Source organism: Streptomyces coelicoflavus, from assembly GCF_003112555.1.
Taxonomy (GTDB): domain Bacteria; phylum Actinomycetota; class Actinomycetes; order Streptomycetales; family Streptomycetaceae; genus Streptomyces; species Streptomyces coelicoflavus.
Genome location: NZ_BEWB01000014.1, coordinates 92,436 through 114,534 on the forward strand (window position 1 = coordinate 92,436; position 22,099 = coordinate 114,534).

The window sequence follows — 22,099 nt, forward strand, 5'->3', positions numbered from 1 at the left end:
TTCGTGATCCCAAAGAGAGAAACTTGTTCAACTTCTTGTTCGTTCTCTCAAGTTGCCAGTCCCCTCACGGCAGGCCACCCTGCTCGCAGACCCGGGCCGCCACGTCCCGCAGTTTGACGTTGTTGTCCTGCGAGTACCGGCGCAGGGCCGCGAAGGCCTGGTCCTCGGTGAGGCGGTGCCTGCCCATGAGGATGCCCATGGCCTCCCCGATGGTGTGCCGGGTGCCGATGGCCTCCTGCAACTGGGCGTGCGTACGCGCGCTGGCGAAGGCGACCGCCGCGTGGGAGGCCAGCAGCCAGCCGGCCGTCTCGTCGGCCTCGGTGAACGCGCCGGGCTTGTAGGAGTACATGTTCAGCGCACCGAGGTTCTCGTCCTCGGTGAACAGCAGGAAGCCCATCATGCTGCCGAGGTTCAGCTTGCGCGCCTCGGGGACGTACTTGGGCCAGCGCCGGGCCTCGTCGGTGAAGTCGACGATCCGGAAATGCCGCTCGCCCGTGTCGCTGCGGGCGGCGTCGAAGCACGGACCCTCTCCGAGGCGCCCCTGCAACGCGTCGCTTTCGACGACCACCTGCTCGGTGGGGGCCAGTGACTGCACGTGATCGGCGCGCAGAATGAGGATGCCGGCGGCGTCGCAGTCCTCCACCAGTTCCGTGGCCGAAGCGGTGATCCTCTCGAGCGTGTCGTTCAGCGATTCCTGGGCCAGCAGGTCACGGGCCAACGAGGCCATCTGCTGGGCGAACCCGCGCCAGTCGTCCATGCCGATTCCTCCCTCGCTCTCTGAAGGAGTGCCCCGAGACGGCCGTGGGCAACAGGGCGACGCCGGGGCGAACATCTTGTTTCACGCTACATCTAAATGCATAATGCGCTTATGAACACGTCGCCGCAGGGCCCGGACGAGCTGATCATCGCCGTGGAGCAGATGATCCGGTACGTGCGGCAGAGCGCCCGGACCGGCGGTCTGAGCACTGCCGCCGCCTCGACGCTGGCCCGGCTGAGCCGTGAGGGGCCGCAGCGGTTGACCGAGCTGGCCAGGGCCGAGGGCGTCTCCCAGCCGAACATGACCCAGCTCGTCACGCGCCTGGAGCGCGCGGGACTGGCCCGGCGCACCGCCGACGCGAGCGACGGCCGCGGCGTGCTCGTGGCGGTGACGCCCGCCGGCCTCGAGATCCTGGCCCGGCGGCGCGCCGAACGTTCCGTGGCCCTCAGGCAGCTCATGGAGGACATGACCGGGCCGGAACAGCAGGCCACCACCACCGCGCTCCTGGCCCTGGCCCGGGTCATCGACAACCGTCAGGACACCTCGGAGGAAGACCGCGCATGAGTGCACCACGTGGACGGGCCGCCAGTCCCTTCCGGCAGCCCAAGGCGGTCTGGGCCGTCGCCTTCGCCTGTGTCATCTCGTTCATGGGCATCGGCCTGGTCGACCCGATCCTGCCGGCGCTGGCCGAGAGCCTGGACGCCACCCCCAGCCAGGTCTCCCTGCTGTTCAGCAGCTACCTGATCGTCACCGCCGTCGCCATGCTCTTCGTCGGCTGGGTCTCCAGCCGCATCGGCGCCAAGCGCACCCTGGTCACCGGCCTCGCCGTCATCGTCGTCTTCGCCGCCCTGGCGGGCGCCACCGGCTCCATCAACGGCATCGTCGGCTTCCGCGCCGGCTGGGGACTGGGCAACGCCCTGTTCATCGCCACCTCGCTCGCGGTCATCGTGGCTTCCGCCAGCGGCGGCTTCAGCGGCGCGATCATCCTCTACGAGACCGCCCTGGGCCTCGGCATCGCCGTCGGCCCGCTGCTCGGCGGCGAACTGGGCGGCATCAGCTGGCGCGGACCCTTCTTCGGCGTCGCCGCGCTGATGGCCGTCGCCCTGATCGCCACCCTCGCCCTCGTCCCCGACCTGCCCAGGCCCAAGCGGGTCACCTCACCCCTGGCCCCGCTGAAGGCGCTGCGCCACCGCGGCCTGCTGACCATGGGCATCATGGCCCTGCTGTACAACTGGGGCTTCTTCACCATGCTCGGCTACGCCCCGTACCCGATGGAGCTGGACGCCCACGAACTCGGCCTGGTCTTCACCGGCTGGGGCCTGCTGGTCGCCGCCTTCAGCGTCTTCTTCGCCCCTCGCCTCCAGGCCCGCTACGGCACCGCGCCCGTCCTCTACGCCAACCTGCTCGGCCTCGCCGTCGTCATGGCCGTCATAGCCGCCGGGGTCACCGACCCCACCACCGTGATCGTCGCGGTCGTCGTCAGCGGCGCCTTCATCGGCGTCAACAACACCCTCACCACCCAGGCCGTCATGCTCGTCTCGCCGGTAGAGCGCCCCGTGGCCTCCTCGGCGTACGGCTTCCTGCGCTTCATCGGCGGTGGTCTGGCCCCCTACGTCGCCGGGAAGCTCGCCGACGCCACCGACCTGAGCGTCCCCTTCTACCTCGGCGCCGCCACCTTCCTGCTCGCCGTCCCGGTCCTGGCCAGCGGCCACCGGCTGCTCGGCCGGGCCGAGACGGACCCCGGCGAGGGAGCGCCCGTGAGCCCGACGCTGACCCCGGTGGGTGCCCCGGCCGCGACCGGCGCGTCGCCCGTGGTCGTGGCCGTCGGGTCCCACCACGAGGCGGCCGCCGTCGTGGACGCCGCCGCACGGCTCGCCCGCGACACCTCGAGCCCGCTCGAGGTCGTCCACGTACGGCAGACCGCCGTCGTCGAGGAACAGGCCGCCGACACCGAGACCGACGCGGAGGCGGAGGCCGCCGTCACCGCGCACCTCGACCGGCTCGGCGGCCTCGGTGTCGCGGCCACCGGCCAGATCCTCACCGGCGTCGGCGACCACGCCGCCGCGGGCCGTGCCCTTGCCCGGCACGCCGCCGAGGCGGGCGCCCGCACCATCGCGGTCGGCCGCTCCCCGCGCGGCCCGCTGACCCAGTTCGCCGACGGCAGCTTCACCACCGCCCTCACCCACGCCGCCACCTGCACCGTCGTCCTCGTCGACCCCGACGAGGAACCGCGCCCCCTGACGGTGCGGTCGCTGACGGAGCTGCGCGCCGAGACACGCTGAGAAGCCCGCCGCTGCCCGACCCCGCCGCCGGTCAGACGCCGTCGCCGCCCTCCAGCGGCCTCCTCAGCCGGTCGGCGGCCTCCGGCGGCTGGATGCGCATGCCGGGCCGCCGGCGGTGCGCGGTCAGGTACGTCACCCCGTCCGGTCCGGCCACCACGGCCCGGGTCGAACCGTGCGGCAACCAGGTCAGGGTGCCCGCGCGCAGGGCATGCCCGCCGTCGGCGGAGTCGAGGCGGGCCTCACCGGCGAGGACGAGGAGCAGGACGTCGAGGTCGGGCTCGGTGTGCGTGTCCACCCGGCCCCCGGCGGGAAGACGGACGACGTTGGCGTCGAGCTGCCGTCCGGGTTCCGCCAGCTTCCACAGGGCGCCGGGCGGCGCGTCGCTCCCCAGGGACACGAGTTCCGCCGTGTCGCACAGCAGCCGGGGGAGGGGGGCGTCCGCGCCCGTACCGGCGTCCGTGCCTGTATCGGCGTCCACCCCCGTACCGGAGGAGCCGCTGTCTTCCACTGCCATCAGATGCCGCCGATCCGTGTGCCCAACCGTGCCTGGACGCCGCCCACTTGTGCGGCGCGCTCCGGGTGCGGCCGGTCCAGTGACGCACTGCACAGGGCCCGTACCCCCGGTAAAGGCGAATCTAGCATGTGCATTTGATAGCTTCCCGGTGTGCGGCTGACGAAGTTCACCGACCTGGCGCTGCGTTCGGTCATGCGCCTGGCGGTCGTGAGAGACGGTGACGAACCGATGGCCACCCGAGAGGTGGCCGAGGTCGTCGGTGTGCCGTACACGCACGCGGCGAAGGCCATCACCCGCTTGCAGCACCTGGGCGTGGTGGAGGCGCGGCGCGGTCGCGGCGGCGGGCTGACGCTGACCGCCCTGGGGCGGCACGCCTCGGTGGGCTGGCTGGTCCGGGAGCTGGAGGGGGAGGCCGAGGTGGTCGACTGCGACGGGGAGAGTCCCTGCCCGCTGCGCGGGGCCTGCCGGCTGCGCGGCGCCCTCCGGGACGCCCAGGAGGCGTTCTACGCCGCACTCGACCCGCTCACCGTGACCGACCTGGTGGCCTCACCGACCGGCCCGGTTCTGATCGGCCTGACGGAGCGCCCCCCGGGCTGAGGGGTGCTGCTCCCGGCGGTCGCCGAGCTGTGGCCAAAAACACGCATCTGATCTACCAATTAAGGAGTCGCTGTGCTCTCCGAGCAGTCCGTTCCCGTGGTCCGAGCCACCCTTCCCGCCGTCGGGGCGGCCATCGGTGACATCGCCGACGTGTTCTACCGCAAGCTGTTCGACGCCCATCCCGACCTGCTGCGGAACCTGTTCAACCGCGGGAACCAGGCCAACGGCGAGCAGCAGCGGGCCCTGGCGGGCTCCATCGCCGCGTTCGCCGGCATGCTGCTCGAGCACCCGGACGAGCGCGCCGACGTGATGCTCTCGCGCATCTCGCACAAGCACGCCTCGCTCGGCATCACCCCCGACCAGTACACGATCGTCCACGAGAACATCATGGCCGCCATCGTCGACGTGCTCGGCGACGCCGTCACTCCCGAGGTCGCGCGCGCCTGGGACGAGGTGTACTGGCTGATGGCCAACGCGCTCATAGCCCTGGAGGCCCGGCTCTACGCGGAGACCGGTGTCGAGGCCGGAGACGTCTGGCGGCCGATGGAGATCGTCGACCGGGTCGAGGAGAGCGCCGACGCGGTCTCCCTCGTCCTGCGGCCGGCCGACGACCGTGCCCCGGCTCCCTTCCGTCCCGGCCAGTACATCGGCGTCCAGGTCGAACTGCCCGACGGCGCCCGCCAGATCCGCCAGTACAGCCTGTCCGCCGCCCCCGGCCGGCCCGACCTGCGCATCACCGTCAAGCGCGTCCGGGGCGGCGGCCTGCCCGACGGCGAGGTCTCCTCCTGGCTGCACGCGAACGCCCGCAAGGGCGACGTACTGACCACGTCCGCGCCCTTCGGCGACCTGGGCCTGGTGGAGCACGACGGCCCGCTGCTGCTGGCCTCCGCCGGCATCGGCGTCACGCCCATGCTGGCGATGCTCGACCACCTGGCCGCCGCGGGCGCCACCCGCCCGGTGACCGTGGTGCACGCCGACCGCACCCCCGACGACCACGCCCACCGGCAGGAGCAGTTCGACCTGGTCCGCGCGCTGCCCGACGCCCGGCTCCACCTGTGGTACGAGGAGCCCGGCGACCGGGCGACCGAGGCGTCCACCGGCCGCGCCGACCTCAGCGGCATCGATCTGCCCGAGAACCTCACGGTCTACCTGTGCGGCCCGGTGCCCTTCATGCGCGCGGTCCGCGGCGACCTGCTGCGCCGCGGGGTGCCCGCCGAGGCCGTCCACTACGAGGTGTTCGGCCCCGACCTCTGGCTCGGGCAGCAGTAGCAGCGGTGGTTCGACGGCGGCCGGCCGCTGACGCCCGGCCGCCGCGGAACTCCCGTACGGGCGTTAGGCCGCAGCGGTGAACGCGGTGCTGATCGCGGTGTCGACGCGGGCGTGCACCACCAGGCGCGGACCCGAGGTGTCGGCGTTGTTCTCCAGCAGCCGCCGGGCCGGCGCGCTGTGGGTCACGACGGACATCAGGACGTCGAGCCGCCCGCACCACTGATGGGCCCGGAGCACCGCGCTGACCGCGGCGTGGCCGGCGGCCCGCTCGGTCAGGACGATGACGACGGGGGCCGGCCGATGGGCGTCGACCAGGTTGGTGATGTGCGTGGTCAGTGCGGCCCGCCCGTCGATTCCCGGGTCCTGGTCCACCGTGATGACCAGGACCCCATGCTCCAGGGTGTGGGACAGCATCGCGGCCTCCGATCCGTCGCCTCGTGGCGAAGTTGTGTTCAGTGAAGGTGCCCCGACCGGGGTCCGCAATGCGCCCCGCGCCCGACCGGGTGGCCGGACGCCGGGGCACCGGCGCTGAGTACCATCGTCCGGTCCGTCTCCGACCTCCTCCGATCGCCGCTGGGAGCCCCCGACCCGTGCCCGCCCTCCTGCCTCCGCCCCGCGCCGGGACCACCTGCCCGATGGACCTGGAACACCTGACCCGGGTGGAGGACGGCGAACGGCTGCACGCCCTGCTGTGGCGCCCGGGGCCGGGCTGGCGCACGGTCAGCAGCGCCGTACTGGGCGGCGGACTCGCCGAGCCCGCGTGGGTGCTCAACGCCCAGGTCGCCCACGGCTACCGGCGCACCGACCCGGCACGGCACCTCGCCGGCCTGGCCCGGGCCGCCGGTGCCCGCGGACCCGGCGTGGGCCTGATGACGGCCGCCGACGTGTCCGCCCACGGACGCGCGCGGGACGGCGGGGCGGAGGCCGTGGCGACCGCCGGCGTCTCGGTGCGCGGCTGGGCGGCGGCGCCCGACGAGGGCGTCGCCGGGGCCGCACCCCCCGGAACGATCAACATCGTCGCCGCGCTGCCCGTCGCGCTGAGCGACGCCGCCCTCGTCAACGCGGTGATGACTGCGACCGAGGCCAAGGTCCAGGCACTGCTCGACGCCGGTCTCGACTGCTCCGGCACCCCGACCGACGCGGTGTGCGTCGCCGCCAGGACCCCGGCCGACGGCGCCGAGGTGCACGCCTTCGCGGGCCCCCGCTCCGAGTGGGGCGCCCGACTCGCCCGCGCCGTCCACCGGGCCGTCGGCGCGGCGCTTCCCGCTCCCGTCCGCACGTGAACGCCGCGCCCCTGCCGTCGCGGTACGAGTGCGCAGGCCGCGGGCACACGCACGTGGGGGCCGCCCGGCCGGGCCGCCCCCACGGTTGTCCTCCGCGACGTCAGCGCTGGGAGGTCTTCTCCAGCGCCTTGTCGAGGGCGGCCTGGAAGCCGTAGGCCCACAGCTGGTTCACCCGGCTGCGCTCGTTGGAGTTGGGGTAGGGGTTGGTGCAGGACGGGCCGGGGCCGCCACCCGACATCAGCTCGCTGCACGGTCCGGAGTAGTGGTCGGGCAGACCGAGCACGTGGCCGGTCTCGTGAGCGGTCACCCGGGTCGAGTCGTACTGCTGGTTCTGCCGGTAGTCGAGGAAGATGTAGCCTCTGCCGTGCCCGTCCGTGGAGGCGTACGAGCCGCGCGAGTCGTTGCCCTCGTAGTACGCGAAGTCCGCGCCGGAACTCGACTCCGCGAGCCGCACGTTGGACACCGAGCTGTTCCAGATCTGGGCGGAGCGCGATATCTGCGTACGGAAGCTCGGCGCGTTGGCGGCGCTGTAGTAGACGGTGACGGACGCGGCGGCCGACGGCGACGCGTCGGCGGCGCGCTTCTTGGCGACGGACTTGACGACCGCCTCGAAGAACGCCCGGTTGGCGGCCGCGTCCTCGCCCGAGCCGGCCGAGGGCAGGTAGCCGGCCTGGGAGGCCTGGGCGGCCCGGACCGGCTCCTGGGGCGCCGCGGCCGTCGCGGCGGGGCCGGTGCCGAGCACGGCGGCCGTCAGGCCGAGACCGACCGCGGTGGACAGCAGGGGCAGGCTGATACGCATCGATGACTCCTTGAGTGGGGGAGTGGGGAGAAGTCGTCACCGGTGAGTGTGGAGCGCCCGTGCGCCCGCTGTGATGATGGCAACAGGTGATAGGGCCGGGCTATCCCCCTCGTCCGGCCATTCGTTGCGGCTTTGACCAGAGTGCAGAACTCGCCCTGATCCGCCGCCTTTTGTTCACCTGGCGCAACCAACTGTTCCGCCTTACGCTCCCTGCATGGAGCTCGAGGTGAGGCACCTACGCGCGCTGTGCGCCATCGCCGACGCAGGCAGCCTGCACCGGGCGGCACGCCAACTGGGCGTCGCCCAGCCCACGTTGAGCACCCAGCTGGCCCGCATCGAACAGGCCCTGGGCGGCCCCCTGTTCGTCCGGGAACGCACCGGCTGCCGCCCCACCCCGCTCGGCCGCACCGTGCTCGGCCGGGCCCGTCCGCTGCTGGCCGACATGAGCACCCTGGTCTGCGAGGCACGGGCCGCCGCGGCCGGCGGCGACAGCAGGCTGCGGGTCGGCTCCACGGCCAGCCGCGCCCTGGCCGGCTGGCTGCGCCGGCTCAGACGGCCGGGCCTGGAACCGACGCTGCAGATGGACGTCTCCGCCAACGCGCTGCTGCGCCGGGTCACCGACGGCCAGCTCGACGTCGCCTTCGTGCACGAGGTCGAGGGCAGTTCCCTGCACATCCCCGAGGGCCTGCGAGTGCGGGTCCTGGTCGAGCGCGAACCGCAGTTCGTCATGCTGCCGGCCGACCACCCCGCGGCCGTCCGGCCCGTCGTCCGGCTCGCCGATCTCGCCGAGGACCGGTGGATGGTCGACCCCACCGTCGACGGCGAATGGGACGGCGTGCACCGCATGTTGCGCGCCGTCGGCCTCAACCCCCGTGTACTGCACGGCGATTACCACACCGCCGCCTCCCTCGTCGCCACCGGCGAGGTCGTCACCGTCTGCCAGCCCAGCTCCCAGTCCCGGCCCGACGTGGCGGTACGGCGCCTGTACGGCGACCCCCTCGGCGTACGTCTGCTGCTGGCGGCCCGCACCCGGGCCGAGCTGGACGCCGTCTTCCCGGCGCTGGAGGACGCGTACTGGGAGGTCGCCCGCCAGTCCACCGCGTACCGGGAGTGGCTCGAAGTCGGCGGGGTCCGGACGCTGCCCCGGTGTCCGGTGGCCGCCACGGGAGGCGGCCGGGTGGAGTTCGTGCGGGCCCGCTGAAGGCTCCGCCGGCACCGCGGCCCGCGAGGGCGCAGCACCCTCCGGCCAATAGGGTGATTTTCACACCGGTCCGGTGTGTCTGCGTGACGGAACGGTTACGGACAGCATCATGAGCTCTGCACGACGACTTCCCCCCGTGCGTTCGCTGGCCGTGGCGGGTGCCCTGGGCGCCTCCGCCCTGCTTCTGACGGCCTGCAGCAACGCCGATACGAACCGTTCCAGCGTCGCGGAGGCGGCTCAGACCGAGTCCCCCTCCGCGACCGCCACCGATACCCAGTCCCCGTCCCCCACCGGCTCCGCGTCGGCCTCGATGAACGAGGACAAGACCGAGCGCAAGGACCTCGTCTCCGCGGCGAAGGTCACCTGGGACAAGGCTGCCGACACCGCCGTCAAGGAGGTCCCCGAGGGCAAGCTCGTGGACCTCGAACTCAAGCGCACCGACGCCGACGCCACCGCGTCGCCGAGCGGCTCGCCGACCGGGTCGGCGAGCCCCAGCATGCCGAACCCGGCCCCCAGCGAGGGCGCACCGGAGTGGGAGGCCAAGGTCGCCCAGCCCGACGGCACCCTGCACCGCATCGACATCGACGCGGCGAACGGCAAGGTCTTCCGCACCATGGTCGACCCGGACCAGGACCCCGACGACAAGACCCAGATCACCGAGTGGCTGGACAAGGCCAAGCAGACCCCGGAGCAGGCGGTCAAGGCGGCCACCGAGAAGGCCAAGGGCACCGTCACCCACGTCGAACTCGGTGACAACGACAACCAGCAGGTCGTCTGGGACGTCGACGTGGTCGACAAGAAGAACTGGAACAAGACCTCCGTCGAAGTCGACGCGGCCAACGGCAAGGTACTGGGCCAGAAGGTCGACAAGGACTGAGACCCACCCCCTGACACCGACGGGAGCAGCGGGCCGCGCGGCCCACTGCTCCCGTTCCTCTTGCCGTCAGGGCGTCACCCGGCCGGTGCGGCGGGCGCGGCGGGCACCGCACCGGCCTCGGCCGGCTCGCTCCCGCCGCGCGGCAGCGTCAGTACGGCCAGGAAACCGAGGACGGCCACCGCGGCGAAGAAGTAGAAGCCCCACGGGTGACCGACCCCCGAGGCGACCAGCGCACCGGTGATCGACGGGCCGACGATCGAGCCGATCCGGCCGATCCCGGACGCCGAGCCGAGCGCGGTGCTCCGCACGGACGCCGGGTAGTAGTGCGTCACGTAGGCGTAGACGAGCACCATGGCCGAGAAGACGAACACGCCGGTGAAGAAGACGACCACGTTCAGCAGCAGGTCGCTCTCCATCCTGATGCTCAGACACCCCAGCATGAGCACCGAGACCGCGAACCAGACCATGGTGGTGCCCTTGATGCCCCGCCGGTCGGCGACGAACCCGCCGAGGACCAGGCCCACGACGCCGCCGATGTTGAGCACGAGGAGCTGGGTCACGGCCGTCGGCACGGGGTAGCCGGCGTCGTTCATCAGCTTCGGCAGCCAGGTGTTGAGGCCGTACACCAGCAGCAGGCCCATGAAGGAGGCGACCCAGATGCCGATGCCCGCGCGCAGGTACGCCGGCTTGAGCAGCTCGGTGAACGGCACCCGCTGCGCCCCGTCCTGCTTTGCCTGCACGAAGGCCTGCGACTCCGGCAGCTTGAACCACTGGATCGCGGCGATCACCAGGCCGACGACGCCGAGCAGGTAGAAGAGGATCTCCCAGTTGTCGGTCACCTGGAGGGCCAGCAGCGAGGTGATCACCGCACCGGTGTGGTAGCCGGTCATCGTCAGCGTGCTGGCCCGCGCCCGGCGGCTGGCCGGCATGTGCTCGGCCATCATCGTGAGCGAGACCGGCATGCAGGCGCCCAGACCCAGACCGGCGAGGAGACGCAGCGCGGCGAACATCGCGACGGAGTTCGCCAGCGGCACCACGATCGTGAGGACCGAGAAGAGCACGACCGAGCCGATGAGCAGGCGGCGCCGGCCCAGCCGGTCGGCCAGCGGACCGACGCAGACCGCGCCGATCGCGACGCCCACCAGCGAGAGCGTCGCGATGGTGGTCGCGTCGCCCGCGGTCATGCCGAGATGGTGGGTCTTGAGCAGGGTGGGGATGATGGCGCCGAGGACGACCAGGTCGTAGCCCTCGAGCAGGACGGTGATCCAGCACAGGATCACCGTCCAGGTGCCGCTGCCGGCGCGGCCGGTCTGCGCGGGCGCGCCGGACGTGGTGGTGGAAGCCATGATGACTCTCCCCCCGGGGGACGGGTGTGAGTGAGCGGAGCCGGACCGGCCGGGGCGGCCGGGTGGGACCGGTACGGGTGACCGGAGGGATCAGAACGGGTAGTCCGCGATGTCCGGGCGGACCGTGAGCCACTGGGTCTCGGTGAACGCCTCGACGTTGGCCGCCGCGCCGCCGAACCGGGAGCCGGTGCCGGAGGCCTTGACCCCGCCGAAGGGCGCGTTGGGCTCGTCGTTGACCGTCTGCTCGTTGATGTGCACCTTGCCGGAGTCGATCCGGTCGGCGAGCTTCATCGCCGTACCGACGTCGCCGAGGATGCCCACCGACAGCCCGTACTCGCAGTCGTTGACGATGCGCGCGGCCTCCTCCGTGGTGGAGAAGGAGATGACGGGCGCGACCGGGCCGAAGATCTCCTCGCGCCAGGCCGGCATCTCCGTCGTCAGGCCGGTCAGGACGGTGGCGCGGTAGCCGGCGCCGTCGATCTCGCCGCCCGCGGCGACCTTCGCGCCCGCCGCGACGCTGTCGGTGACGATGCCGTGCACCCGCTCCAGCTGCCGCCGGTCGATGATCGGACCCAGCGCCACGTCCTCCCGCGCCGGGTCGCCCACCGCAAGCGCCTCGGCCTTCGCGGCGAGCGCGGCGGTGTACTCCTCCACCAGCGACTCGTGCACGATGTGCCGGCCGGTCGTCATGCAGATCTGCCCCTGGTGCAGATACGAGCCGAACGCCCCCGCCGACGCCGCCTTCGCCACGTCCGCGCCGGGCAGCACGACCAGCGCGTTGTTGCCGCCCAGCTCCAGGTGCGCCCGCTTCAGCAGCCGCCCCGCCTGCTCGCCGATCGCCCGCCCGACCGGCGTGGAACCGGTGAAGGAGATCACCCGCACCTCCGGCGCCTCCACGACCGCCCGGCCGACCTCGCCGTCGCCCGGCAGCAGGTGCAGGACACCGGCCGGGAGCCCGGCCTCCTCGAAGATCCGGGCGATGACGACGCCGCCGCTGACCGCGGTGCGCGGATCGGGCTTGAGGAGCACGGCGTTGCCGAGCGCCAGCGCGGGAGCCACGGAACGCAGACCGAGGATGAGCGGGAAGTTGAACGGCGCGATCACACTGACGACACCGGCGGGACGGCGCCGGGCGAGCGACCAGCGCGCGTCCTCCGAGGTGAGCACCTCGCCCTGCGGATGGGTCGGCAGCCCGGCGCACTCGAAGCACTCGCCGATCGCCAGCCCAGCCTCGAAGCCCGCCTTGGACCGCACCGAGCCGGCCTCGCGCACCAGCCAGTCCTCGATCCCGGCGGCGTGCTCGGTGAACAGCTCACCCGCGCGCCGCAGCACGGCCGCGCGCCGCTGCGGCGAGGTCGCCGCCCATCCGCGCTGGGCCTCGGCGGCCCGGGCGGCGGCGCGGTTCACGTCCTCGGCGGTGGCCAGGCCCACCGTGCCGAGCCGGTCGCCGGTGGCGGGCTCGGTCACCGGCTGCTCGGCGGGGGAGTCCCGCCAGCCGTCGCTGAAGAACTTTCCGCCCCAGACCTCGCTGTCCAGGAGTGTCATCTTCTTCCCTCTCGTCGGGATCGTCGTTTGGGTATCAGCCGGTTCAGGAGGGCGTGGTCAGCGCCGTGTCCACCTGGATCAGGCGGGGGTGGTCCGGGGCCTCGGCGAGCGCGGCACGCAGTTCCGCGGCCCCGCCGACGTGCTGGGCGCGGACGCCGTAGCCCTCCGCGATGCGGGTGAAGTCGAGCCCCGGGATGTCGAGGCCGGGCGCGTCCGGCACGCCGAGCAGGCCGCCGAACCAGCGCAGCGCCCCGTACGTGCCGTTGCGCAGCAGGACGACGGTCAGCGGAACCCGCTGCTGCGCGGCCGTCCACAGGGCGGTGATGCCGTAGTTGGCCGAGCCGTCCCCGATCACGCCGACCACCGGGCGGTCGGGTTGCGCCATCGCCACGCCGACCGCGCCGGGCAGACCGAAACCGAGCCCGCCGGCCGCCGGGAAGTAGTAGGACCCCGGCCGGCGCAGGTCCATCTGGCGCCACCACGCCGCGTTGGTCGAGGTCGACTCGACGACGTACGCGGTGTCCCCGGGCATCTCGTCGCGCAGCGCGGCGAAGACCTGCTCGGGGTGCAGTCCCGGCCCCTCGGCGGTCACCGGCTCGGGCACGGGACGGTAGGGGTCCGCAGGCGTACCGGCCGCGTCGAGCGACTCCAGGAGCACGTCGATGACCGCGCCCGGGTCCGCGACCAGCGCCTCGCCCATCGGCGCCCGCGCCGCGGCGGAGGCGTCCTCGGTCACCTGGATCAGCCGGGTGCCCTCGGGCAGGTACCGGCCGGGCAGGTGCTCGTGGTAGCGGAAGACCGGCGCACCCAGCACGAGCACCAGGTCGTGGCCCTCGAAGGCCTCGGAGACCGGCGCGATCCCGGCGGGCAGCACGCCCCGGAACTGCGGATGCCGGTTCGGGAACGGCAGCCGGAACTGCGAGGGCGCCGCCCACACCGGCCCGCCGAGCCGCTCGGCCAGCCGCACGGCGTCGTCGAAGCGGCCGGCGGAGTCGATGTCGCCGCCCAGTACCAGCGCCGGGCGCCTGGCCGAGGCGACCTGCTCCAGGAGCCACCGGCGCTGCTCCTCGCCGGGCGCCGAGGCGCGCAGCACCCGCCGGTCGAGCACGGCCAGGGCGTTGTCGTCGACCTCGGCCGACCAGTCGTCGTACGGCACCGACAGGTACGTCGGGCGGCGCTGGAGCCGCGCCTCGAAGACGGCCTGGGCGAGCGCGCGCGGCACGTCCCCGGCACACGCGGGCTCCGCCGCCCAGCCGACCAGCGGCTTCATCAGGGCCGGCGCGTCGACGCTGGCCAGGTTGGCCTCGGGGCCGATGGCCGGGCGCACCTGCTGCCCGGCGACCACGACCAGCGGCGTACGGGAGGCGACGGCGTTCGTCAGGGCGCCCATCGCGTTGCCGGAACCGGAGGCGGCGTGCAGGTTGACCAGCACCGGGCGGCCGGTCGCCTGGGCGTACCCGTCGGCCATGCCGACGACGGCGCCCTCGTGCAGACCGAGGACGTAGCGGAAGCCGTCGGGCAGGTCGGCGAGGAAGGGCAGCTCGTTGGAGCCCGGATTGCCGAAGACGGTGGTGAGCCCCTGGCGCTCCAGGAAATCGTGGGAGACACGACGCACGGATGGCACGGACATTCCTTTCGAAGTGACGCGGCACACGCTAGGCACCCCGCGACATGGGCACCAATAGATGTTTCGCCACTTCGATATAGAGTTCTTCGATATGGGCTCCTTCGATCTCAACCTGGCCCGCGTGTTCGTGCTGCTCTACGAGACCGGCAGTGTCACGGCCACCGCCGAGACGCTCCACGTCACGCAGCCCACCGTCAGCTACAGCCTGGGCAAGCTGCGACGGCACTTCGACGACGAGCTGTTCCGCCGCAACGGACGCGGACTGACCCCGACCGCCGGCGCCCGGCGGCTGTACCTGCCGCTCCAGCGCGCGCTGGCCGAGATCGACGGGACGGTCCGCCAGGGCGACCTCTTCGACGCCGGGACCATGTCGGGCCGCTTCACCATCGCCCTGTCCGACCTCGGCGAGGCGACGCTGCTGCCGAGGCTCGTGGCGGCGGCGCGCGAGCGGGCGCCCGGGGTCTCGTTCACCGTCCGCCCCTTCGACGTGGAGGACGCCGAGGGCCAGCTGCGCCGCGGTGACCTCGACGCGTTCGTGGCCACCCCGGTGATCACCTCGCACCTGACCGTGCGCATCCCGCTCTTCCGCGAGCGCTACGTCCTGATGGTCGCCGCCGACCATCCGCGGGTCCGGGGCGACGCGGTCACGGCGGAGGACCTCGCGGCCGAGCACCACGCGACGGTGTTCGGGCCGAGCGGACACGTCACGCCCAGGGCCCTGCTGGGCGCCCACGGGCTGCTCGAGCGGGTGGCCGTGGACGCCACCCGCTTCTCGATGCTGCCCTACCTGCTGGAACAGACCGACCTGGTGGCCATCGTCCCCGAGTACGTCGGCGAGGTCTTCACCGCCTCCCACCGGGTGCGGCTGGTGCGCCTGCCGTTCGAGACCGAGCCCATCGAGATCGCCCTGTACGCGCGGCACGAGTCCTCGCGCAGCCCGGCGCAGCGCTGGCTCGTGCAGTTCATGGCCGAGGTGCTGGGCGAGCAGGTGAGCCCGGCCCAGCTGCCGCCGAGCGCGGCGGCGACGTGAGAGCCGCCGGCCGGTGTCACACCTTGCGGCCCACCCCGCCGAACATGGCCACCTCGGGGGGCAGTTCGCCGTCGCCGGTCTCCGGGTGCCAGCGGTTGCAGGAGACCACGCCGGGCGGCAGCAGCTCGAGGCCGTCGAAGAACCGGGTGACCGCTTCCGGGGTGCGCTGGGTCAGCTTCGGCGTGCCGTTCTCGTTCCAGAAGGCCACCGCCGCGTCGACGTCGGGCATGTCCGGCCGGGTGACGGTGTGCGACAGGACGAGGTGGCTGCCGGCCGGCAGTGCGTCGACCAGTCGCCGCACGAGCCCGTACGCCTCCTCGTCCTCCTCGACGAAGATGACGACGCCGAGCAGCATCAGCGCGACCGGCTCACCGAGGTCCAGCGTGCGCGAGGCCTGCTCCAGGATGGTGTCGACGTTGCGCAGGTCCTCGTCGAGGTAGTCGGTGCGGCCCTCGGGCGTGCCGACGAGCAGCGCCTCGGCGTGGGCCAGGACGATCGGGTCGTTGTCGACGTAGACGATGCGGGACTCGGGCGCGATGCGCTGGGCCACCTCGTGGGTGTTGTCCGCGGAGGGCAGGCCGGTGCCGATGTCGAGGAACTGCCGGATGCCGTACTCACCGACGAGCCGGCGCACCGCACGGCCCAGGAACCGGCGGTCGGCGAGGGCGTACTCCCCTATGCCCGGGTGCAGTTGGCGTATCCGGTCGCCGGCCTGCTGGTCGACCGGATAGTTGTCCTTGCCCCCCAGCCAGTAGTTCCAGATCCGGGCGGTGTGCGGCTGGTCCGTCCTGATCCTGCCTCGCGCGTCGTTCACGGCGGGCGACTCGGCCATGGTGAAGTCCTCCGGTTGCGGTGTCGATCACTCAAGGCCAAACGTAGCGGCAGGAGTTGGGGGAAGCGAAGACTCCGTCGAGGGTGCGGGCACCGGCCGCCGCGGGCGGCGGGAGGACATCCGGGCGGGCCGTTTAGGATCACTGTCATGACCGCACCCGAGCCCACCATCCTCGCCACCTCCGGCGGGCACCGCGCGGGCGGCCGGACCATGGTGGCCTTCGACGCCCTGGTGCACCACGCGGTGGAACTCTCCGGCGCGCACGGCCGGCGCCCCCGCGTCCTGTACGTCGGGACCGCCATCGGGGACGCCGAGCACTTCACCGCCCGCATGACCGAGGCCGCCCGGGTCGCCGGGTTCGACCTGACACCGCTGCATCTGTTCCCCATGCCCAACGTGGAGGACATCGAGGAGACCGTGCTCGCCCAGGACGTCGTCTGGGTCATGGGCGGCTCGGTGGCCAACCTGCTGGCGGTGTGGCGCGTGCACGGCGTGGACCGCGTCATGCGCCGGGCGTGGGAGGCGGGTGTCGTGCTCAGCGGCGTGAGCGCCGGCTCCCTGTGCTGGTTCAAGGGCGGCGCCACCGACTCCTTCGGTCCCGAACTGCGCCCGGTCACCAACGCCCTGGGGCTGCTGCCCTACGGCAACGGTGTCCACTACGACGTGGACCCGGGCCGCCGTCCGCTGATCCACCGCCTCGTCGCCGACGGCACCCTGCCCACGGCCCACTGCACGGACGACGGCGTCGGCCTCGTCTACCGCGGCACCGAACTGGTCGAGGCGGTCACGGAGGCCCGCGGCAAGGGCGCCTACGTGGTCGTACCGGACGGCGGCACGGCGGTGGAGGAGCGGCTCGAGCCACGGGAGCTGCCCGCCCCGCGCCGCTGACGGCCCGCGCGGCCCCGGCGCGTCAAGACACCGGAGCGTCAAGGCGCCCACGCCGAAAGGCCCGTTGACGCCCCCACCGGTCGTCGTCCACCCCTGTGGGACATCCGCGTTTGCCGACGCGGTGAGGGGCAAGGCGGTGTCCATGAGCGATCCGAACAAGGACACGAACAAGAAGACCACCGGTACGCGGACCGCCGAGTCCAAGGCACGCGGCACCGCGGAGAAGGCGACCGCGCCCGCCGCACGGGCGGAACAGGCCGCCGCGGGCAGGGCAGGTGACGCCGCGTCGGCGGCCAAGGCCGGTGCCCAGCGCTCCGCCGACGCCGCGAACGGTGCCGTCCGGTCGGCGGCCAAGGGCGTCGCGGCCGGCCGGCAGGCCGTCGTCGGCGCCTCGGGCCAGGTCGCGGCCACGGCGAAGACGGCGTGGACGGTCGTCACCCACCGCAAGCTCGTCGCCGCGGGCGTCGGCGCCGGCCTCACCGCCGTGAGCGCCGCGTCGTACGCCGTCGGCCGCCGTGCCGGACGGCACACGCACGGGCCCCTCACCCGACTCACCGGCGGCCGGATCTGACACCGGCCGGAACGCACCGCGCCACTGCCACCGCCACTGCCCGGACAGGGGAAGATGGGACCCGCGAGCGAAGTCCCGACCGACGCGGAGGAGTGGGCGCATGCAGCACGACCGAGCCGGAAAGCCGGCCGGCCCCGAGGACCTGATCGACGTGGCCCGGCTGGTGACGGCGTACTACGCCCTGCACCCGGACCCGGCCGAGCCCGCCCAGCGGGTGGCCTTCGGCACGTCCGGGCACCGGGGTTCGTCCCTCGCGGCGGCGTTCAACGACGACCACATCGCCGCCACCAGCCAGGCCATCTGCGAGTACCGCTCCGCACAGGGCACCGACGGCCCGCTCTTCCTGGGCGCCGACACCCACGCCCTGTCCGAGCCCGCGAGGGTCACCGCACTGGAGGTGTTCGCCGCCAACGACGTGACCGTCCTCATCGACAGCGCGGACGGCTACACCCCCACCCCGGCGGTCTCCCACGCCATCCTCACCCACAACCGGGACCGCGCCTCGGGCCTGGCCGACGGCGTGGTCGTCACCCCCTCGCACAACCCGCCCGCCGACGGCGGCTTCAAGTACAACCCGCCGCACGGCGGCCCCGCCGGCTCCGACGCCACCTCCTGGATCCAGGACCGGGCCAACGAGATCATCACGGCGGGGCTGAAGGACGTACGCCGCGTCCCCTGGGCGCGGGCGCTCGCCGCGCCCGGGACCGGCCGCTACGACTTCCTCGACGCCTACGTCCGCGACCTGCCGAGCGTCCTCGACCTCGACGCGATCCGCTCGGCCGGCGTGCGCATCGGCGCGGACCCGCTCGGCGGCGCCTCCGTCGCGTACTGGGGACGGATCGCCGAGCAGCACCGCCTCGACCTGACGGTGGTCAATCCGCTCGCCGACCCGACCTGGCGGTTCATGACGCTGGACTGGGACGGGAAGATCCGCATGGACTGCTCGTCGCCGCACGCCATGGCCTCCCTCATCGAACAGCGCGACCGCTTCACCATCGCCACGGGCAACGACGCCGACGCCGACCGCCACGGCATCGTCACCCCCGACGGCGGCCTGATGAACCCCAACCACTACCTCGCCACCGCCATCGCCCACCTGTACGCCCACCGCACCGACTGGCCGGCCGGCGCGGGCGTCGGCAAGACACTGGTGTCCTCCGGGATGATCGACCGCGTCGCCGCCGACCTCGGCCGCCGCCTGGTCGAAGTCCCCGTGGGCTTCAAGTGGTTCGTGGACGGACTGGTCGACGGCTCCCTCGGCTTCGGCGGCGAGGAGTCCGCCGGGGCGTCGTTCCTGCGCCGGGACGGCTCCGTGTGGACCACCGACAAGGACGGCATCATCCTCGCCCTGCTCGCCTCCGAGATCACCGCCGTCACCGGCAGGACCCCCTCCGAGCACTACGCCGGGCTCACCGCCCGCTTCGGCGAGCCCGCCTACGCCCGCATCGACGCCCCCGCCACCCGGGAGGAGAAGGCCCGCCTGGCCAAGCTGTCCCCCGCCCAGGTCACCGCCGACACCCTCGCCGGGGAGCCGGTCACCGCCGTCCTCACCGAGGCACCGGGCAACGGCGCCCCCATCGGCGGCATCAAGGTGACCACCGAGAACGCCTGGTTCGCGGCCCGCCCCTCCGGCACCGAGGACGTCTACAAGATCTACGGCGAGTCGTTCCGCGGCGCGGACCACCTCCGTCAGGTGCAGGACGAGGCCAAGTCCGTCGTCCTCGGCGCCCTGGGCGGCTGACGCCGTACCGGACGCGCTGCCGCGGACGCCGTACCGCGGTCCCGGGCCGGTCAGCCATGGCCGGCCCGGGGGAGTGCCACGGTCAGACCCCGGATCTCGTAGCCGTCGATGGCCTCCTGGAAGGTGACCCGCGGCGCCGCGCTCATCCGGACGCCGTCGAGCGCGAACAGACGGCTGAGGAAGACGTCGGTCTCCAGCAGCGCGATGTGCGCGCCGGGACACCGGTGCGGCCCGTCGCCGAAGGAGAGCCCCGCACCGACCGTCTCGGCGCGCTCCGGGCGTACGGCCAGCGGATCGGCGCCCACGGCCTTCGGGTCGCTGTTGGCGTCGTCCAGGTGGACCTCGACCTCCTCGCCGGGACACACCGTCACCGGCCCGCCCGGACAGGGCAGTTCCACGGGCTCGGTGGCCCGTCTGCGCAGCCGCCCGATGACCGGCTCCAGCCGCAGCAGCTCCTGGAGGACCGCCAGGCGCCCCGCCTCGTCCGCCGACCGGTAGTGGCCGAGCAGCTCGGCGTCCGAGAACAGGTGCCAGGCGGCCAGGCACACGAACTCGCGCGTGGTGACCATGCCGGCCGCCGCGAAGGTCAGGCACTCACCGAGGATCTCGACGTCCGAGCAGCCCTCCGCGAGCAGGTGGGAGATCAGGTCGTCGTGCTCACGGCGCCGGTGCGCGCGGATCGCGGGGCGCACGTCGGCCAGGTGGATGCGGAGCCAGTTGGCGTTCTGCCGCACCAGCCAGTACAGGCCCCGCGCACTGGTCAGCCCGGGCTCGCCGAACTCCTCGGGGAAGAACCGCTCCAGCCTGCGCCGGATGCCGGGCCGGCTGTGGCGCAGCCCGACGACCTCGCTCACCACGCCGATGGCCAGACCGAAGGCGAGATCGGACAGCGGGGCCTCGCCCGCCGAGCGCAGGGCGGCCAGCTGCCCCTCCGCGATCCGGACCATCGGCTCCCGGTAGTGCTCGTCCACCCGGCGGGGTGTGAAGTACCGGGCGGTCTGCCTGCGGTGTTCCCGGTGCTCGGGGCCGTCCCGGTAGAGCACGGGCCGGCGGACGCGCGGCGGGAGCTTCTCCACCGTCTCGACGCCGAGACCGGCCTGCACCGTGCCCGGGCCGCGCAGCAGCGCCCGCGCGACGGCGAAATCGTGCACCTGCCAGGTCCCGTCCGCCGCCCGGCCGACCGGGCACACCGGCCCGGCCCGGCCCCGGTCGGCCTTCCGTGCGGAGACCCGTCCGTCCTGCACCACGTGCCCACCCCCACTCCGGCCGCGCGGCCCCGGTGGCCGCCCGGCTCGACGACGTGGTCAACAGCATCGGCCACCCCGCCCGACGCCGACCAGCCCGGATACGGCCGAGTCGGCGGCCCGACGCCACTGACACGGAGGGCCCGTGCCGGGGCGGGTGATGTTGCCGGATTCGGGGGTAGACGGCTGGCGTAAACGGTCAAGGCTCAGGAAGAGGGCGGATCGGATGGACGGGGCTGCCCGCATCGGGGACCGGCTGAGAAGCGAGCCGGTCAGAATTTCGGCAGAGTACGAGGGCATTCCCGGCGACATCGCCCGGGGCCGGGAGCTGGCCCGGCTGTTCCTGGCACGCGTGCGGACGGCGCGCGGGGCCAGGGTGTCCGACCGGGCGGTGGAAGTGGTGCAACTGGTGGTCAGCGAGCTGCTGACGAACGCCTGCAAGTACGCGCCCGGCCCCTCGACGGTCGACCTCGAGCTGGCCGACGACCGGGTGGAGGTCACGGTGTGGGACAGCGAGCCGGTGCTGCCCGTGCCGCACCCCGCGGACCCGGACCGCGTCGGGCGGCACGGGCTGGAGATCGTCATGGCCGTCTGCCAGAGCTTCGAGGTGTACAGGGAACCGTCCGGCAAGCGCATGCGCGCCGCGGTGCGGCTCGCCGACGCCCCTGCCCCACGGAGCGCGACCACCCTCGGCCGCTCGGCCTGACCCGTCCGCGGCGAGGCGCCACGCGGCCCCGGCGCCGCACCTCCCGGGTTTCGCGACGGTACGCCGCGGTTCGCGCCGGCACGCCTCCGAAGTCCGTACCGGTACGCCGTCGGGTTCACGGCGACCTGCGCCCGGGGCCGCGTCGGTCGGCACGCCCCTCGGACACGCGACCGCGCGCCACCCCCGTGTCCGTGGAGACACGCCGCCGCCCCGCGCCGCCCACCGGCGCGTCGCCGCCGCCCCGCCGAACGGTCGTCCTCGTCGAAGTCGCGCCCGGCGGCACATCACCCCGCACCGCACCCGCCGCGGACCGGCCGCCTCCGACCGCCGCCCGGCCGGGTGCCGCACCCACCGCCCTACCCGTCGGTCGCCCGCCGGTCCCCGGCCCGGATCCGGTACACGACGGAGCGGCGCAGCGGGCCCTCGGGGACCTCCGGGTCGTCGAAGTCGTCGGCCGGGTCGTGGCTCATGCCGAGGCGGTCCATCACCGCCCGGGAGCGCAGATTGCCGGCCGCGGTCACCGCGAGCACCTCCGCCAGGCCCAGCCTCTCGAAGCCGTACGACACCACCGCTCGCGCGGCCTCGGTGGCGTAGCCGTGGCCCCAGGCCGGACGGGCCAGCCGCCAGCCCGCCTCCACACCGGTGAACGGCATGCCGTCCTCCACGGGATCCAGCCCGGCGAACCCGACGAACTCGCCGGTGGCGGCGAGCTCCACCGCCCACCACCCCCAGCCCCGCCGGTCCAGGTCGGCCTGGAAGCGGGCCACGGACGCCTCGCTCTGCGCCCGTGTCAGCACCTCCGGGAAGTACGCGCGGACCACCGGGTCGGCGTTCATCGCCGCCCACGGGGCCAGGTCGGACGCCCGCCAGCCGCGGAGCACGAGACGGTCTGTTCGAAGTTCGGACACCACCTGAACGTACGGGGGAGCGGCCGGACGGGGCGACCCGTTTTCGCGATGCGGTTCTCCTCCCTTCGGGCGTGTGGAGCGG

The 22,099-nt window shown here is 73.3% G+C and carries 22 protein-coding genes; 12 read left to right on the top strand and 10 right to left on the bottom strand.

The features are described 5' to 3' along the window. Positions 1 to 64 precede the first annotated feature (64 nt). Positions 65 to 757, bottom strand: coding sequence for a GAF and ANTAR domain-containing protein (locus tag Sco07f_RS31025; protein ID WP_108989759.1), 693 nt, complete (start codon positions 755 to 757; stop codon positions 65 to 67). Positions 758 to 868: 111 nt separating this feature from the next. On the opposite strand from Sco07f_RS31025, the gene Sco07f_RS31030 reads away from it, so the two are divergent. Beyond that, positions 869 to 1,321 carry a MarR family winged helix-turn-helix transcriptional regulator gene (locus Sco07f_RS31030; RefSeq protein ID WP_244942171.1) on the top strand — a complete coding sequence of 151 codons (453 nt, stop codon included), beginning with the start codon at positions 869 to 871 and terminating at the stop codon, positions 1,319 to 1,321. Next, a complete protein-coding gene (locus Sco07f_RS31035) occupies positions 1,318 to 3,039 on the top strand; it encodes an MFS transporter (protein ID WP_108989761.1) in 1,722 nt (573 codons plus the stop codon). The genes Sco07f_RS31030 and Sco07f_RS31035 overlap by 4 nt, the downstream gene beginning before the upstream one ends. Positions 3,040 to 3,070: 31 nt before the next feature. On the opposite strand, the gene Sco07f_RS31040 is transcribed toward Sco07f_RS31035, so the two are convergent. Next, on the bottom strand, positions 3,071 to 3,553 hold the full coding sequence (locus Sco07f_RS31040) for a hypothetical protein (RefSeq protein WP_108989762.1): 483 nt from the start codon (positions 3,551 to 3,553) through the stop codon (positions 3,071 to 3,073). Positions 3,554 to 3,703: 150 nt separating this feature from the next. On the opposite strand from Sco07f_RS31040, the gene nsrR reads away from it, so the two are divergent. Together nsrR and Sco07f_RS31050 are read left to right on the top strand one after the other, a co-directional pair. Next, a complete protein-coding gene (gene nsrR, locus Sco07f_RS31045) occupies positions 3,704 to 4,150 on the top strand; it encodes a nitric oxide-sensing transcriptional repressor NsrR (protein ID WP_007446394.1) in 447 nt (148 codons plus the stop codon). A gap of 72 nt (positions 4,151 to 4,222) precedes the next feature. Further along, positions 4,223 to 5,419, top strand: a complete 1,197-nt coding sequence (locus Sco07f_RS31050; RefSeq protein WP_108989763.1) for a globin domain-containing protein — start codon at positions 4,223 to 4,225, stop codon at positions 5,417 to 5,419. 63 nt (positions 5,420 to 5,482) lie between these two features. On the opposite strand, the gene Sco07f_RS31055 is transcribed toward Sco07f_RS31050, so the two are convergent. Continuing rightward, a complete protein-coding gene (locus Sco07f_RS31055) occupies positions 5,483 to 5,833 on the bottom strand; it encodes a hypothetical protein (RefSeq protein WP_007446395.1) in 351 nt (116 codons plus the stop codon). A gap of 176 nt (positions 5,834 to 6,009) precedes the next feature. Between Sco07f_RS31055 and Sco07f_RS31060 the strand changes: the two genes are divergently transcribed. Beyond that, positions 6,010 to 6,702 (top strand): adenosylcobinamide amidohydrolase, encoded by a 693-nt coding sequence (locus Sco07f_RS31060; RefSeq protein ID WP_087792443.1) that lies wholly within the window; start codon positions 6,010 to 6,012, stop codon positions 6,700 to 6,702. Positions 6,703 to 6,802: 100 nt separating this feature from the next. On the opposite strand, the gene snpA is transcribed toward Sco07f_RS31060, so the two are convergent. After that, the gene (gene snpA, locus Sco07f_RS31065) at positions 6,803 to 7,501 is read right to left on the bottom strand and encodes a snapalysin (RefSeq protein WP_007390306.1); all 699 of its coding nucleotides are present in this window, start codon (positions 7,499 to 7,501) and stop codon (positions 6,803 to 6,805) included. A gap of 214 nt (positions 7,502 to 7,715) precedes the next feature. Here snpA and Sco07f_RS31070 point away from each other — a divergent pair, with 214 nt between their 5' ends. Together Sco07f_RS31070 and Sco07f_RS31075 are read left to right on the top strand one after the other, a co-directional pair. Continuing rightward, complete coding sequence (locus Sco07f_RS31070) at positions 7,716 to 8,702, top strand: LysR family transcriptional regulator (protein ID WP_108989764.1); 987 nt, start codon at positions 7,716 to 7,718, stop codon at positions 8,700 to 8,702. Positions 8,703 to 8,811: 109 nt separating this feature from the next. Then, positions 8,812 to 9,579: a PepSY domain-containing protein gene (locus tag Sco07f_RS31075; RefSeq protein WP_054101494.1), complete on the top strand. Its 768-nt coding sequence runs from the start codon at positions 8,812 to 8,814 to the stop codon at positions 9,577 to 9,579. A 74-nt stretch (positions 9,580 to 9,653) separates the two neighbouring features. Here the strand turns inward: Sco07f_RS31075 and Sco07f_RS31080 are convergent, their stop codons facing one another. The 3 genes from Sco07f_RS31080 to mdlC form a co-directional block, all read right to left on the bottom strand. Next, positions 9,654 to 10,925: an MFS transporter gene (locus Sco07f_RS31080; RefSeq protein ID WP_108989765.1), complete on the bottom strand. Its 1,272-nt coding sequence runs from the start codon at positions 10,923 to 10,925 to the stop codon at positions 9,654 to 9,656. A gap of 90 nt (positions 10,926 to 11,015) precedes the next feature. Next, complete coding sequence (locus tag Sco07f_RS31085; protein ID WP_054101496.1) at positions 11,016 to 12,470, bottom strand: benzaldehyde dehydrogenase; 1,455 nt, start codon at positions 12,468 to 12,470, stop codon at positions 11,016 to 11,018. Between the two features lie 43 nt (positions 12,471 to 12,513). Next, entirely contained in the window at positions 12,514 to 14,094 is a 1,581-nt protein-coding gene (gene mdlC, locus Sco07f_RS31090) for a benzoylformate decarboxylase (protein WP_108989766.1), read from the bottom strand. Between the two features lie 94 nt (positions 14,095 to 14,188). Between mdlC and Sco07f_RS31095 the strand changes: the two genes are divergently transcribed. Continuing rightward, the gene (locus Sco07f_RS31095) at positions 14,189 to 15,127 is read left to right on the top strand and encodes a LysR family transcriptional regulator (RefSeq protein WP_042825619.1); all 939 of its coding nucleotides are present in this window, start codon (positions 14,189 to 14,191) and stop codon (positions 15,125 to 15,127) included. Between the two features lie 16 nt (positions 15,128 to 15,143). Here the strand turns inward: Sco07f_RS31095 and Sco07f_RS31100 are convergent, their stop codons facing one another. Further along, positions 15,144 to 15,959, bottom strand: coding sequence for an SAM-dependent methyltransferase (locus Sco07f_RS31100; protein WP_087792447.1), 816 nt, complete (start codon positions 15,957 to 15,959; stop codon positions 15,144 to 15,146). A gap of 147 nt (positions 15,960 to 16,106) precedes the next feature. On the opposite strand from Sco07f_RS31100, the gene Sco07f_RS31105 reads away from it, so the two are divergent. The 3 genes from Sco07f_RS31105 to pgm all read left to right on the top strand — a co-directional run bounded on the left by Sco07f_RS31105 (position 16,107) and on the right by pgm (position 19,159). Then, positions 16,107 to 16,847, top strand: coding sequence for a Type 1 glutamine amidotransferase-like domain-containing protein (locus Sco07f_RS31105; RefSeq protein WP_108989767.1), 741 nt, complete (start codon positions 16,107 to 16,109; stop codon positions 16,845 to 16,847). 142 nt (positions 16,848 to 16,989) lie between these two features. Next, positions 16,990 to 17,418: a hypothetical protein gene (locus Sco07f_RS31110; protein WP_108989768.1), complete on the top strand. Its 429-nt coding sequence runs from the start codon at positions 16,990 to 16,992 to the stop codon at positions 17,416 to 17,418. A gap of 100 nt (positions 17,419 to 17,518) precedes the next feature. Continuing rightward, positions 17,519 to 19,159, top strand: a complete 1,641-nt coding sequence (gene pgm, locus Sco07f_RS31115; RefSeq protein WP_108989769.1) for a phosphoglucomutase (alpha-D-glucose-1,6-bisphosphate-dependent) — start codon at positions 17,519 to 17,521, stop codon at positions 19,157 to 19,159. A gap of 50 nt (positions 19,160 to 19,209) precedes the next feature. On the opposite strand, the gene Sco07f_RS31120 is transcribed toward pgm, so the two are convergent. Continuing rightward, positions 19,210 to 20,406, bottom strand: coding sequence for a cytochrome P450 (locus tag Sco07f_RS31120; RefSeq protein ID WP_108989770.1), 1,197 nt, complete (start codon positions 20,404 to 20,406; stop codon positions 19,210 to 19,212). 223 nt (positions 20,407 to 20,629) lie between these two features. On the opposite strand from Sco07f_RS31120, the gene Sco07f_RS31125 reads away from it, so the two are divergent. Then, positions 20,630 to 21,109, top strand: a complete 480-nt coding sequence (locus Sco07f_RS31125) for an ATP-binding protein (protein ID WP_007446330.1) — start codon at positions 20,630 to 20,632, stop codon at positions 21,107 to 21,109. Between the two features lie 356 nt (positions 21,110 to 21,465). Here Sco07f_RS31125 and Sco07f_RS31130 read toward each other — a convergent pair whose 3' ends face one another. Next, positions 21,466 to 22,017, bottom strand: a complete 552-nt coding sequence (locus Sco07f_RS31130) for a GNAT family N-acetyltransferase (protein WP_108989771.1) — start codon at positions 22,015 to 22,017, stop codon at positions 21,466 to 21,468. Positions 22,018 to 22,099 lie beyond the last annotated feature (82 nt).

Excerpts from the sequence above, each read along its gene's own strand:
- pgm (WP_108989769.1), top strand. The coding sequence starts at position 17,519 with ATGCAGCACGACCGAGCCGGAAAGCCGGCCGGCCCCGAGGACCTGATC.
- Sco07f_RS31080 (WP_108989765.1), bottom strand. The coding sequence starts at position 10,925 with ATGGCTTCCACCACCACGTCCGGCGCGCCCGCGCAGACCGGCCGCGCC.
- Sco07f_RS31025 (WP_108989759.1), bottom strand. The coding sequence starts at position 757 with ATGGACGACTGGCGCGGGTTCGCCCAGCAGATGGCCTCGTTGGCCCGT.
- Sco07f_RS31085 (WP_054101496.1), bottom strand. The coding sequence starts at position 12,470 with ATGACACTCCTGGACAGCGAGGTCTGGGGCGGAAAGTTCTTCAGCGAC.
- Sco07f_RS31030 (WP_244942171.1), top strand. The coding sequence starts at position 869 with ATGAACACGTCGCCGCAGGGCCCGGACGAGCTGATCATCGCCGTGGAG.
- Sco07f_RS31095 (WP_042825619.1), top strand. The coding sequence starts at position 14,189 with ATGGGCTCCTTCGATCTCAACCTGGCCCGCGTGTTCGTGCTGCTCTAC.
- Sco07f_RS31040 (WP_108989762.1), bottom strand. The coding sequence starts at position 3,553 with ATGGCAGTGGAAGACAGCGGCTCCTCCGGTACGGGGGTGGACGCCGAT.
- snpA (WP_007390306.1), bottom strand. The coding sequence starts at position 7,501 with ATGCGTATCAGCCTGCCCCTGCTGTCCACCGCGGTCGGTCTCGGCCTG.
- Sco07f_RS31070 (WP_108989764.1), top strand. The coding sequence starts at position 7,716 with ATGGAGCTCGAGGTGAGGCACCTACGCGCGCTGTGCGCCATCGCCGAC.
- Sco07f_RS31100 (WP_087792447.1), bottom strand. The coding sequence starts at position 15,959 with ATGGCCGAGTCGCCCGCCGTGAACGACGCGCGAGGCAGGATCAGGACG.
- Sco07f_RS31105 (WP_108989767.1), top strand. The coding sequence starts at position 16,107 with ATGACCGCACCCGAGCCCACCATCCTCGCCACCTCCGGCGGGCACCGC.
- Sco07f_RS31110 (WP_108989768.1), top strand. The coding sequence starts at position 16,990 with ATGAGCGATCCGAACAAGGACACGAACAAGAAGACCACCGGTACGCGG.
- Sco07f_RS31055 (WP_007446395.1), bottom strand. The coding sequence starts at position 5,833 with ATGCTGTCCCACACCCTGGAGCATGGGGTCCTGGTCATCACGGTGGAC.
- Sco07f_RS31035 (WP_108989761.1), top strand. The coding sequence starts at position 1,318 with ATGAGTGCACCACGTGGACGGGCCGCCAGTCCCTTCCGGCAGCCCAAG.
- Sco07f_RS31075 (WP_054101494.1), top strand. The coding sequence starts at position 8,812 with ATGAGCTCTGCACGACGACTTCCCCCCGTGCGTTCGCTGGCCGTGGCG.
- Sco07f_RS31125 (WP_007446330.1), top strand. The coding sequence starts at position 20,630 with ATGGACGGGGCTGCCCGCATCGGGGACCGGCTGAGAAGCGAGCCGGTC.